The organism is Paraprevotella sp. (genome assembly GCF_986071375.1).
In genome coordinates this window covers 103067-116180 of the sequence record NZ_CFQRNQ010000009.1, presented here as the reverse complement: position 1 = coordinate 116180, position 13114 = coordinate 103067, and the positions used below count along the sequence as shown (strand labels likewise).

11 protein-coding genes are annotated in these 13114 nt (G+C 51.0%); 5 read left to right on the top strand and 6 right to left on the bottom strand.

Annotated elements, in window-relative coordinates; all coding sequences use genetic code 11:
- Positions 1–1344 carry a Trk system potassium transporter TrkA gene (gene trkA, locus AC5RDV_RS06665; RefSeq protein WP_008625663.1) on the top strand — a complete coding sequence of 448 codons (1344 nt, stop codon included), beginning with the start codon at positions 1–3 and terminating at the stop codon, positions 1342–1344.
- Here trkA and AC5RDV_RS06660 read toward each other — a convergent pair.
- Both AC5RDV_RS06660 and AC5RDV_RS06655 read right to left on the bottom strand, forming a co-directional pair.
- Entirely contained in the window at positions 1316–2347 is a 1032-nt protein-coding gene (locus AC5RDV_RS06660; protein WP_008625665.1) for a DUF4435 domain-containing protein, read from the bottom strand. The genes trkA and AC5RDV_RS06660 overlap by 29 nt on opposite strands.
- Before the next feature lie 26 nt (positions 2348–2373).
- Complete coding sequence (locus AC5RDV_RS06655) at positions 2374–3192, bottom strand: AAA family ATPase (RefSeq protein ID WP_008625667.1); 819 nt, start codon at positions 3190–3192, stop codon at positions 2374–2376.
- A gap of 178 nt (positions 3193–3370) precedes the next feature.
- Here AC5RDV_RS06655 and AC5RDV_RS06650 point away from each other — a divergent pair, with 178 nt between their 5' ends.
- Both AC5RDV_RS06650 and AC5RDV_RS06645 read left to right on the top strand, forming a co-directional pair.
- Positions 3371–4312 (top strand): DMT family transporter, encoded by a 942-nt coding sequence (locus tag AC5RDV_RS06650; RefSeq protein WP_282748365.1) that lies wholly within the window; start codon positions 3371–3373, stop codon positions 4310–4312.
- A gap of 6 nt (positions 4313–4318) precedes the next feature.
- Complete coding sequence (locus tag AC5RDV_RS06645) at positions 4319–6298, top strand: AAA domain-containing protein (protein WP_282748366.1); 1980 nt, start codon at positions 4319–4321, stop codon at positions 6296–6298.
- A gap of 102 nt (positions 6299–6400) precedes the next feature.
- On the opposite strand, the gene AC5RDV_RS06640 is transcribed toward AC5RDV_RS06645, so the two are convergent.
- Positions 6401–7024 carry a superoxide dismutase gene (locus AC5RDV_RS06640; protein ID WP_008625677.1) on the bottom strand — a complete coding sequence of 208 codons (624 nt, stop codon included), beginning with the start codon at positions 7022–7024 and terminating at the stop codon, positions 6401–6403.
- A 234-nt stretch (positions 7025–7258) separates the two neighbouring features.
- Here AC5RDV_RS06640 and AC5RDV_RS06635 point away from each other — a divergent pair, with 234 nt between their 5' ends.
- Positions 7259–7768, top strand: a complete 510-nt coding sequence (locus AC5RDV_RS06635; protein WP_040602620.1) for a nitroreductase family protein — start codon at positions 7259–7261, stop codon at positions 7766–7768.
- Positions 7769–8023: 255 nt separating this feature from the next.
- Here AC5RDV_RS06635 and AC5RDV_RS06630 read toward each other — a convergent pair whose 3' ends face one another.
- Complete coding sequence (locus AC5RDV_RS06630; protein WP_195996178.1) at positions 8024–9685, bottom strand: peptide MFS transporter; 1662 nt, start codon at positions 9683–9685, stop codon at positions 8024–8026.
- A 239-nt stretch (positions 9686–9924) separates the two neighbouring features.
- Here AC5RDV_RS06630 and AC5RDV_RS06625 point away from each other — a divergent pair, with 239 nt between their 5' ends.
- Positions 9925–11601 carry a SulP family inorganic anion transporter gene (locus AC5RDV_RS06625; RefSeq protein WP_040602590.1) on the top strand — a complete coding sequence of 559 codons (1677 nt, stop codon included), beginning with the start codon at positions 9925–9927 and terminating at the stop codon, positions 11599–11601.
- 92 nt (positions 11602–11693) lie between these two features.
- Here AC5RDV_RS06625 and bcp read toward each other — a convergent pair whose 3' ends face one another.
- Together bcp and AC5RDV_RS06615 are read right to left on the bottom strand one after the other, a co-directional pair.
- Positions 11694–12146 carry a thioredoxin-dependent thiol peroxidase gene (bcp, locus tag AC5RDV_RS06620; protein WP_282748367.1) on the bottom strand — a complete coding sequence of 151 codons (453 nt, stop codon included), beginning with the start codon at positions 12144–12146 and terminating at the stop codon, positions 11694–11696.
- 51 nt (positions 12147–12197) lie between these two features.
- Positions 12198–12869 carry a DUF2461 domain-containing protein gene (locus tag AC5RDV_RS06615; RefSeq protein ID WP_282748368.1) on the bottom strand — a complete coding sequence of 224 codons (672 nt, stop codon included), beginning with the start codon at positions 12867–12869 and terminating at the stop codon, positions 12198–12200.
- Positions 12870–13114 lie beyond the last annotated feature (245 nt).

Genomic DNA, 13114 nt, shown 5'->3' with positions numbered 1-13114 from the left:
ATGAAGATTATCATTGCCGGTGCCGGGGCTGTAGGCACACATTTAGCACAACTCTTAGCCAAAGAAAGCCAGAACATCACGTTGATAGACGAAAGCGAAGACAAACTTTCAAAAGTAGCCGACAACGTTGACCTCATGACCCTCAACGTAAAACCGACTTCCATCAGCGGCCTGAAAGAAGCCGGAGCCGCACATGCCGAATTGTTCATCGCCGTCATGCCAGACGAAATGAAAAATATCACCTGCTGCATGTTGGCCCACACCTTGGGGGCGCGGAAAACCGTAGCGCGCATCGACAATGCGGAATACTTGGACGAAGAATACAAAAGCTTTTTCAAGAACATGGGTATCAGTTCCCTCATCTATCCGGAAATACTGGCCGCACGGGATATCATAGAAGGCATCAAACATAGTTGGATAAGGCAGTGGTGGGAAGTGCACGACGGGGCACTCGTCATGTTGGGCATCAAGTTGCGTGAAACCGCAGAAATCCTCAACATCCCGCTGAAGATACTGTGCGGTCCGGACACTTGCTACCATGTCGTGGCAGTCAAACGAGACGACATGACCATCATCCCGAACGGTGATGCCACGCTTCAACTGGGCGACATCGTGTATTTCATGACCACGAAGAAATACATCCCTTACATCCGAAAGATTGTAGGCAAAGAACATTATGAAGACGTGAAAAACGTCATGATCATGGGAGGCGGACGCACGGCCATGCACACCGCCCTGAATGTCCCGGGATACATGGAGGTGAAGATCATAGAAAGCGACCCCGCCCGCTGCAACGAGCTGAACGAGGCTTTAGGAGACAGCGACGTGATGGTCATCAACGGAGACGCACGCGACTCTTCGTTACTGATTACGGAAGGCATACAGCACACCCAAGCTTTCGTGGCCCTGACCGGACAAAGCGAAAGCAACATCCTGGCTTGCCTTACGGCCAAACGGTTGGGAGTGCGGAAAACCGTGGCGCTAATAGATAACCTGGACTATATCTCCATGGCCGAAAGATTGGATATCGGCACCATCATCAACAAAAAGACGATTGCCGCCAGTCATATTTACCAGATGATGTTGGATTCGGACGTTACCAACGTGAAATGCCTGACCGTGGCCGATGCCGACGTGGCTGAATTCGAAGTAAAATCCGGGGCCAAAGTCACCAAGAAACCGGTGAAAGACCTCGGCCTTCCGACGGGAGTAGCCATCGGAGGGTTAGTACGAAACGGCGAAGGCATGCACGTAAACGGATTGACACAAATCCAGGAAGGCGACAGCGTGGTCGTATTCTGCCAAAACATGTTCATCAAGAAGTTGGACAAGTATTTTGCATAGCTCCGGCATCCATGCGGTCCAACAAACGCCGGATGTCCCGTTCAAGCAATTTATAAGGCGGCGCATCCTTAAACCCTACATTCTTCCGCAACATGTCCTCCACGGAATTCTGGCTATGTTGGTAACACGACAATTCGTTTTGCCGCTGCGTGTCGTGCTCGGCCAGATTACGGATTTCACGCTCACGTTCTTTACGCAGCAAAATACAAACAGGATCCAACAAGGGAGAAATCACGTTGTCGAACAAGGTATGCCCCTGAATATACAAATAAGTCGTCTCCGGGGTGACCCCCAAACCTAACAGTTCCGTCTTCAGCATCTCGTAATCTTTCTTCGCCTGTGGGAAGTGGCGTTGCAACCAAGCTATCTTCCGGTTGACCCTCCGCCGCACAAGTTCCAACGTCTGTTCGGGATGGTACACATTAATATCACTGAAACTCACATGATTGCCAAACTCCGTCAAAGTAAACTCCCGGTAATGGTTCCGCCGGTACACCCAAACCGACCATACGAACAACGGCCAGATGAGTTGGGAATATTCCCGCATGAAACTCTCAAAATCCACAATCTGGCGGTCGTTGAGCGTAGCCATTACACAGACACGGTGCAACGTCTCCGCATAACACTGGTAATTCTCGATGGCGTATGCATAAGTATGGAACACAAAAGGGTTCCGGTTAATCAGCCGTGAGGTCGGCGTGGCGCCCTGCAACAAATAATCGTAGTCCGCATCGACGCAGGCTATCATATAATTTCCCAGTTGGGGGCCGAGCTTGTTCGTCAACACCAGTTTTTTCCCTTTGCCCAACGTACTGCGGGAAGGCAACATGATTTCAAAATAACGGCTGTCATCCTCAAAATCATCCAATACGGTCCGCCAGAAAAACACATCGTCGTAACTTTCCACATACGCCACGATTTTCCGCCGTGCCGTTTTGGGTTTCAACCTCTGCGCCGCTCCCAGATACAAAGAAGTCAGGTTCTCAGACAATCTTTTGGCCATAACGCTCCCCTCCCTTCCTCAGAAATTTATTGTGTAATGTCGGTCACTTCCGTCACGGCATCCATCCATCCGTTCATGATCATGGCCGGCGAATGCGTCGTCAGGATGATTTGGACATTCGGATTCAACTGCCGTATCAGCGTAATCAGCCTTTGCTGCCACTCTACATGCAGGCTGATTTCCGGCTCGTCCATGAAAAGCACGTAAGGCTGACGGTCTTCCACCAATACGGTAAGCAGAATCACGAGCATCTGCTTCTCGCCGGAAGAAAGTTTGTAAGGCGAAAGCACCTCGCCGAACTGCTCCAACTGTATTTCATTGCTACTGCGCACGATTTTCTTTCCGGTCTCGCTGAACAGCTCGTCCACCATGTCTTGGAACTGCACACGGGCTTGAGCTGCCTCCTGGGCCTTGGCCTTCGCTTCCGGGTCACCGCTCGTCAGCATGGCAATCATACGATTCCCCACATTGACCTGATAGTCCAGGAAACGCCGCTGCAAGAGATAAAGCTGCCAGTCTAGCTCTGTAGCCACCCTGTCATCCGCTAATTTTTCCAACAAATTGCTGTGGACCAAAGGACGGTCGAAGCTCCGCACCACATCGAACCGGACAGTCACGGCATCCACCGGTTCGTATGTTAGTTTCACATCGGGCTTGTCCGTACAGCTGTCTTTGACCACCTGCAAAAGCCTTAATATCACTTTGTTCAGAATCGTGCTCTTGCCGACCCCGTTCACACCGCTCAGGATATTCACCTTGCGGTCCAATTCCCACACGATATGCTTCTGCCCGCTCCAAAGCGAGTCTATCTCAATACGCCGTATGTATTCACCTATCTTATCCATAGTCTGCGTTTTTCAGAATCCTCTTTATCCAAAGACAGCAAACAGCCAAGCCGAATCCTGTCCTCGCTTCAGCAAAGATAAGTTTTCCCATAGAAAGAAGCAACGGAAAGATGCTAAAATTTGTGATGAAACGACTAACTTTGCAGTCGTTTTTCCGATACGTATAAATTCAAGAAAGATGTATAAAGATAAAAACCTGACAGGCCACCTTTGCATGTTTGCGGCCTGTGCGGCCTGGGGACTGATGTCGCCCTTAGGCAAAGATGCCATGGCGCACGGCATCAGCGGATTGGCATTGGTAAGTTTCCGGGCGGCCGGTGCGGCCTTATGCTTTTGGCTCACTTCCCTTTTCGGCCGCCATAAGGAAGAAGTCGCTCCCCGTGACTTACTGATGTTTTTCTTTGCCGGCATGCTCGCCATCGTGTTCAACCAATGCTGCTTTACGATTGGGCTATCCCTGACATCCCCCGTCAACGCCAGCATCGTCACCACCACACTCCCCATCGTGACCATGATTCTGGCCGCCCTGTTCCTGAAAGAACCGGTCACGAACAAAAAAGTGTTGGGCATCTTCTGTGGTGCCATCGGTGCCCTGCTGCTTATCTTAGGCAACGGACACGCCACCCAAAAAGGCAATGGCAGCCTGACGGGCGACCTGCTGTGCCTTACCGCCCAATGCAGCTTTGCCGTTTACCTGACTATCTTCAAGAAGCTGATACAGAAATACACCGTAGTGACCTGCATGAAATGGATGTTCACCTACGCCACCATCGTCATCCTGCCCTTCACCTATAAGGATCTGGCCATACTGCCATGGGCTGAAATTCCGCCAACCACTTGGTTTGAAACGGCTTTTGTGGTCTTCGTGGCCACTTATTTAGCTTATATCATGATGATGACAGGACAGAAACTGCTACGCCCCACCATCGTGAGCATGTACAACTACGTGCAACCCATCGTAGCCTGTATCGTCAGCGTAGCTACGGGGTTAGGAGTCTTCGGATGGAGTCAAGGGACAGCCGTCCTTTTGGTTTTCGGAGGCGTATGGTTGGTTACCCAAAGCAAAAGCCGGGCCGACCTGAAATCCGAGCATACTTCTCCTACCGATCCCAAATCCTAAGCTGCCATGCCTGCATCACCTGTCTTATGGCTCCAACAGCAACGTCGCTTGCTCGAATTGGAATATGAATACGAAAAAACGCAATTCCGCACCCAAACGGAAATAGCCGGTATAACCCGAAAAATCAAACAAGGGCTATGTTGGTACCCGCTTTCCTTTGGAAAGAGTTATTACAACTCGCTCAACCAACTGGTAATAGAAGTAGAACGCACGGAGCATACAGAAGAAGACCATGGCTTCGAGCCGGGCAAACAAGTGTGTTTCTTCACACAAGATGCCTCCGGAGAGCTACGACAGGGCAACCACGGCGGCCGACTGCATTATTTCCACTTCACCGGCACCGTAAGCTTCGTAGACGGCAACACGATGGTGGTAGCCCTGCCGGACACGGAAACCCTTTCGCATTTGAGAGGAAACGACCGCGTCGGTGCGCAACTCTACTTGGACGAAACCACCTACCGCCTGATGTTCGAAGCCTTGGACCGGGTAAGTGCCGCACGGCATGGCCGCTTGGCAGAATTGCGCGACATTTTTCACGGAACGGCCCAGGCCGGTCACTTTACATTCCAACCAGTACGTTTTCCTTGGCTCAATCCCACACAAGAAACCGCAGTCAACGAAGTGTTGCGTGCCAAAGACGTGATGATCGTGCACGGCCCTCCGGGAACAGGCAAGACCACTACCCTTGTGGAAGCCATCTACGAGACGCTCCACCGCGAGAGCCAAGTATTGGTGTGCGCACAAAGTAACATGGCCGTAGACTGGATTTCGGAGAAACTGACCGACCGGGGCGTGGCAGTCCTGCGCATCGGAAACCCTTCTCGCGTGAATGACAAGATGCTGTCGTTCACCTACGAACGGCGTTTCGAAGCACATCCTTCCTACCCCTCGCTCTGGGCCATCCGCAAAGCCATCCGCGACCTGTACGCCCACCGCCCGTCGTCGGGCCGTGAAGCTTTCCACCAAAAGATAGCCCGGCTGCGCGACCGGGCAACCGAACTGGAAATCGCCATCAACGAAAGTTTGTTCAACGAAACGCGGGTCATTGCCTGCACGCTGACAGGCAGTGCCAACCGCGTATTAGCAGGAAAAAAGTTCTCAACCTTGTTCATCGACGAAGCCGCCCAAGCCCTCGAAGCGTCCTGTTGGATTGCCATCCAAAAGGCCGGGCGCGTCATCCTGGCCGGTGACCACCGCCAACTTCCTCCCACCGTGAAATGCCCCGAGGCCCTGAAGGGCGGACTGGACCGCACGCTGATGGAAACCATCGCCGCCCGCCAACCTTCCGCTGTCAGCCTGCTCCGTACGCAATACCGCATGAACGATGCCATCATGCACTTCTCTAGCGAATGCTTCTACGACGGGAAGGTGGAAAGTGCCCCGGAAGTGAAATACAGGGGCATTCTGGACTGGGACACGCCAATGGAATGGATAGACACGGCAGACGAGGAACAAACCGCCCCATACCTGACAGAAGAACCTTCCAATCCGGTATCCGCACCGGCTCCCCCGACGGCAGGGATACCCGACTTCGAAGAAACCCGCAATCCGGACAGCACTAGCCGTTCCAACCCCGAAGAAGCACGGCTCACCCTGAACATACTGAAGGCCTATTTCCAAAAGATAGGCAAGGAAAGGATATTGGCGGAACGCATCGACACCGGGCTCATCTCCCCTTACAAAGGCCAAGTGCAACTATTGCGCACCCTGTTGCGCCGGGATGCCTTTTTCAAACCCTACCGCCATCTGCTGAGCGTAAACACCGTAGACGGGTTCCAAGGGCAGGAGCGCGACGTCATCCTCATCAGCTTGGTGCGGAGCAACGAGAACGGGCAAATCGGATTCCTGCACGACCTGCGCCGTATGAACGTGGCCATCACGAGGGCACGCATGAAGCTTATCATAGTGGGCAACAGCCATACGCTATGCCGCACACCTTTCTACAAACTGATGTACAGCTACATCAAATCATTAGACACCCAATGATTTCCCCATTCCATGAGGGATACTAAAAACCGCCTGTTATCTTCACGACAACAGGCGGTCCAACCTTAACTAATCGAAAATATACTTTCCCATACGGAAAGCCTATTTCATTCGATTCTCCACTACTTTCCAATCAATAATCTGCCACAAAGCTGCGATATGGTCGGCACGCCGATTGCGATAGTCCACATAGTAGGCATGTTCCCAAACATCGAATCCCAACAGGGGCACGTAGCCCATCGTCACAGGATTGCCGCCGTTAGGACATTGTACGATAACCAATTCGCCCTTTTCGTTTTGCGCCAACCACGCCCAACCCGAACCGAATAAACCGGTGGAGGCTGCCGCCATTTTCTCCTTGAATTCGTCAAAGCTTCCGAATGCAGTCCGGATGGCCTTGTCCAACTTGCCTTCCGGCACTGCCGGGCCTTCAGCCCCCACCGGACGGAACTGTTCAAAATACAGTGTATGATTGAGCACCTGGCCCGCATTGTTAAACAACGGACCGGCCGGTGCATGGCGTACGATCTCTTCCAGATTCTTCTTTTCATACTCGGTGCCTTTCACCAACGTATTCAACGTATTCACGTATGCCTGTAAATGCTTGCCATAATGATAATCTATGGTTTCCTTGCTGATGACAGGTTCCAAGGCATTGCTCTCGTAGGGTAACTGGGGCAGCGAAAATACGGCTGCCATAGAAGTGATGATAATTTGCGTCAACATGATTTCTTCATTTTTTAATTAATATATTGGGTTTAGTATGCTTCCCCTTCATCTCTCACATACACAGGAATCGCATATCACAAAGGTAACACTATTTGCCATACCCACAAACTTTTCAGGATTTTATTTACCCTCATTTATACTTTGTGAAGAAATACTTATTTTCTGCCGCATAAAATACAGCTTTATTGTTTTTTGTGTACATTTGTTCACTGAACCACAAAATACATGATTATGGACTTCAAAGACCTTTGCCACGCACGCTATTCCGTGCGTGCCTTCAAGCCGGATGCCATTCCGGCAGAGAAAATGGAATATATCAAAGAATGCACGCGCCTGGCTCCCTCGGCCGTCAACAGGCAGCCATGGAAATTCATCCTCTTCACCGGCGAAGACGACCGCGCACGCCTGCAGCAATGTTACGACAAGGAATGGTTCCGCGAGGCTCCGGCTTATATCTTGGTCTGCGAAAACCACGGGGCGGCCTGGACGCGGCGGTATGACGAGAAAAACCATGCCGACATCGACGTGGCCATCGCCATAGAGCACTTGTGCCTGGCTGCGACTGAACAAGGATTGGGTACTTGTTGGGTGTGCAACTTCCGCGTGCAACTCTGCCAAGAGCTTTTCAATCTGCCTGACGAGTGGTATCCGGTAGCCATCATCCCCATCGGCTATCCGGCCACACCGGCCATTCCGGAAAAGACACGCAAGGCGATGGCCGAAATCTGGGAAGACCGCTAAGCCCGGGAGTCAGGGCGTAAAGATTTACAAATTCCTCATGTAGGAAATCTGAAAAACAACATGCGCCAAACAAAAAATCAATCTCAGCCAAACGATTTTTCATTCGGCTGAGATTGATTTTTCATTTGGCGCAAAGAATTTCACGACTCTACACAAAACATTAAACCTCTGAATGCCAACATAATAGAGAATGACACCCAGAGGTTTCACACTTCATCCGGAAACTTTACAAGAAAAGTTCCCGAAAAATATTCCTTACGCCACCTTTTCGAGCTTCTTCATAATGGAGAAGATGAACAAGGCCGAAAGCAGACAAAGCACGATGAGCACGCTCCACACCATCCACAACTCGATGCCGCCCCACAGGTAACCGATGATAGACACCATGTAATTGCCGATAGCCGTGGCCACGAACCAACCACCCATCATCATACCCTTATACTTCGGGGGAGCCACTTTAGACACGAAAGAAATGCCCATGGGAGACAACAACAACTCAGCAAACGTCAACACAAGATAAGTGGAAATGAGCAAATTGGGCGAGACCAAGCTGACATCGGCACCCTGAGCCAACGCATCGGGCGTAGGCAATCCCATGGAACCGAAAGCCATGATACCGAAACCGCAGGCGGCAATCAGCATCCCCAACCCGATTTTACGAGGAGCCGAAGGTTCCTTTCCTTTCTTGGCCAAGAAACCGAATATCGCCAACGAAACCGGTGTCAAGGCTACCACGAAGAACGGATTGAACTGTTGGAAAATCTGCGGCAGGATCTCCACCTCGGCATCGCTTGCTGCATACTGCCCCGCCAGAACGCCCACGGAAGCTACTGCCACCAGACCGGAAACCAGTTTGCCGCGGCCTGTCCTGCTTTGGAAGAGAGAGAACATGGCATACACCAAAGCAATAATCAGCACCAAATTGAACACATTAAACGTCATGCCCAACAAGCCCGAAGCCGAAGCCTGCGTATAATCGCGCGCGAAGAACGTAAGCGTCAAGCCGTTCTGGTGGAAAGCCATCCAGAAAAAGAGCACCACGGCAAACACAAGACAAAGCGCGGTGATGCGTTGGCGCGTCTCGGCCGGAGACAGTTCCTCCACGGGTACATGCCCGTCAGATGCCGTCTTCGCGTTATAATCGGCATGCTTGAAAGTGCTGCGGAAGCCATAGTATATAAGGATGGACACGATAAGCGAAACACATGCCACGGCAAAGCCGTAATTGTAAGCTTCGGACAACTTTTCGATGTAACTCTGACAGAAAACCGCCGTGTCACCCGTGAATCCCTGTGCAGCCTTGAGCGACTCCAACGTGGCGGCAGACTGTGCCGTCATTCCCGCCGCATTATCCATATACTGGTGGGCAAGGGCAGGAATCTGTGCATTATAAGTGAAGCCGTTCATGCCCAACACGTAATTAGTCATCTTGGTGGCCGCCGTGGGGGCAAACAGCGCACCGATGTTGATGGCCATGTAGAAGAGGCTGAACGCCGTGTCGCGCTTGTCCCTGTACTCTGGCGCATCATAGAGGTTGCCGACCATGACTTGCAGGTTGCCTTTGAAAAGTCCCGTGCCGCAAGCAATCAATGCCAACGCACCGAACATCATGGACTTTCCGGCCACATCAGCACCCGTCGGGACCGCTAACAACAAGTAACCGATGAACATGATGAATATACCGAGCGTGACCATCTTGCCGAACCCGTACTTGTCGGCCAACATTCCACCAAAAAGCGGCACAAAATAAACCGCCCCGAGGAACACGCCGAAAATTGTGGATGTCTCACCGGCTGAGTATCCGAATTTCGCCTGTAAGAACAACGTGAAAATGGCCAGCATCGTGTAGTAACCGAAACGCTCGCCCGTATTGGCCAGCGCCAATGCATAAAGACCTTTAGGTTGACCTTCGAACATAACTTAAAATGTTTTTAATAGTGAATAATTTTAATCGCAAAGATAACATTTAATTTTTGCTTTCCACCCCATTTTGAGGCTTTAGTATCGTTTTTCCCCCATATCCACAAACATTTTATCATTTCCAACCTCCGCATAAAAACGTTTTTTAGCAATTTATTAGAGTTTGTGACATAAAAGGGCTATCTTTGCACTTCCTTAAAAACAATCAGGATATACAAATCCAAAATAACCAGATTATGAGCAAATTTGAATTCAAGCCTAAACTATTCCTTGACTTGAGAGAGTACAACAAAGAAAAGCTGACGGCAGACATCATGGCCGGCCTCATAGTGGGCATCGTAGCCCTGCCATTGGCCATAGCCTTCGGCATTGCATCCGGCGTGACACCTGAGAAGGGCATCATCACGGCCATCATCGCCGGACTGGCCGTGTCCCTGTTTGGCGGAAGCCGTGTGCAAATCGGCGGACCGACGGGGGCTTTTATCGTCATCATCTACGGCATCATACAACAATACGGCGAAGCAGGCCTGCTTGTGGCCACCGTCATGGCCGGCGTGTTCCTGATTCTGTTGGGCGTATTCCATCTGGGTACCATCATCAAATACATCCCCTATCCCATCGTGGTAGGCTTCACTAGCGGAATCGCCGTGACCATTTTCACGACGCAAATCAAAGACCTGTTCGGACTGACCATCGACAACGTGCCGGCCGATTTCATAGAGAAATGGATCGTGTACATCCGCCACTTCGGCAGCTTGGACGTATGGTCCACCGCCGTGGGTATAGTCAGCGTGGCCATTATCGCCCTCTCCCCCAAACTGACCCACAAGATTCCGGGTTCGCTCATTGCCATCATCGTCATGACCGTGGGAGTCTACCTGCTGAAACAATACGGTATAGCGACGCAAGTGGAAACCATCGGCGACCGCTTCATGATTAAAGCCGAACTTCCGGGCATGAACGTACCCGAACTGAACTGGGAAAGCATCAAGCAACTGATGGCTCCTGCCATCACCATCGCCATACTGGGAGCCATCGAATCGCTGCTCTCGGCCACCGTGGCCGACGGTGTCATCGGCGACCATCATGACTCGAACCAGGAATTAGTGGGACAGGGCATCGCCAACATCCTCTCCCCCATCTTCGGCGGCATCCCTGCCACCGGTGCCATCGCCCGTACCATGACGAACATCAACAATGGGGGACGCACGCCCGTGGCCGGTATCGTGCATGCTATCGTGCTGCTGCTCATTTTCCTGTTGCTCATGCCACTGGCGCAATACATTCCTATGGCCTGTCTGGCGGGCGTATTGGTCATTGTGAGCTATAACATGAGCGGTTGGCGGACATTCAGGGAACTTTTGCGCAATCCTAAGTCCGATGTGGCCGTCTTGCTTATCACTTTCTTCCTCACCGTGATATTCGACCTGACCGTAGCCATTGAGTTCGGACTGGTACTGGCCTGCCTGTTGTTCATCAAGCGGGTCATGGAAACCACGGAGGTGAACCTTTTTAAGGATGAAATCGTCCCTACGGATGCCGACGGCACCGTGATTTCGGAAGAACACTTGCACATTCCCGACCACACGGAGGTCTACGAAATCAACGGCCCTTACTTCTTCGGCATTGCCAACCGGTTTGAAGAGGTCGTACTACAAACCAAGGAACAGCCTAAGGTACGTATCATCCGCATGCGGAAAGTTCCGTTCATCGACTCTACGGGTATCCACAACCTGACCAACCTGTGCGAGATGAGCCATCGCGAAGGGGTGCACATCATCTTGTCCGGAGTTAATCCGAAAGTACACGAAGCCCTCAAGAAAAGCGGATTTTATGAACTGCTCGGCAAGAAAAACATCTGCGACAATATCCATACGGCCCTCGAAGTGGCCCGGCATTACTTGAACCGCTGACCCGTTTCTCCGGCCTTGACTAAAAAAACGGCCGCCCTCCCATATATATAAATAGGTATATGGAAGGGCGGCCGTAACTTCGGCTATGCCATCTACAACGCAAGCAGCTGTTCGCCGTGCGTCTTGGTCTTGACTTCTTTCGGGGAGAAGACCTTCTCTATCACTCCTTCTTCATCAATGACAAAGGTGGTGCGGAAAGTTCCCATATACTTGCGGCCATACATGCTCTTCTCTCCCCATACGCCCATCTCATTGACCAACAACTTGTCCGTATCGGCAATCAACGTGAAAGGCAACTCATGTTTCTCTATGAACTTCTTGTGCGAAGCGGCACTGTCCACGCTTACCCCGATTACCTCGTATCCTTTATCCTTCAGCGCAGAATAGTTGTCGCGCAGGCTGCAAGCTTCGGCCGTACAGCCCGACGTATTGTCCTTGGGATAAAAATAAAGCACCACTTTCTTTCCACGGTAGTGGCTCAACAAAATCTGCTCTCCTTGTTCGTTCACGCCCAGCACCTCGGGCGCCTTGTCTCCTACATTCATATTTTCTTTATTTTCAGGTTAAATATAATCATCAGTCCGGCATCTTACGATTCACTCGCATTCGTCAATCGTATAGTTCACAAAATCATTGAAGGGCTTCATCAACTCGAAAATCCCGGCCGTACGGTCCAACCAGTTTTCATCACGGAAGAAATCATCCGGCACCGTGTGGCAAACGGAGTAATCTTTCGGCCTCAAATAATCCGGATAAGGGAAATCCTTCGGAAAGCCCTTAGGAAGGGTTTTCAAGTGCGTCTCGCCTATGACGGGAAATGCCGCCTTGAAATCTGCCGCCTCCACAATAGAGCGGAATTCGTCCACCTCGTCCACGATGGACTGGCGGACAGCTTTCAGAATCGGCGAAGGCAGACACCACGACCCACCGGCCAACAAGCATTCGCCGGGCTGAAGGTGGAAATAATAACCGCTATGCCAGGATTTCTTGCCGCAGGCGTTGATATAGGCTCCGAAATGGCGCTTATAAGGCGATTTGTCTTCAGAGAAACGCGTGTCGCGATAAAAACGATACGTGCAATCCTTTACCGTAAGGTGTGCCACACTACCGTCAAATACCGCGATACGATGGATAAGTGCCTGCACCATCTCCTCGAAAAGCCCGTGCGCTTCCTCATACTGCCTTTTGTGTCCTGCAAACCATCCCCGGTCGTTATGCGCCGCCACATCTTTCAGGAAGTCCAATATGCAATCTATCTTTGCTTTCATTTGTGCCTTATTTTACAAGGGTAAAGATAGTACAAAGCGGATAAAAAACAAAGCAAATGCGCCAACCTGTGCCCAAAAAGAGCGTATTGATTCAACCCTACCACTATTTGACGCGTTTATTCTCTTTCCGCTATATCATAAAGGTGTAAATTTACAGCGTCGAGATCTTTGATAACCATAAAAAACAAGTATCGTGGGCGCACCCGCAATACTTCATTACAACTTAACCCATAAATTAAACAGTT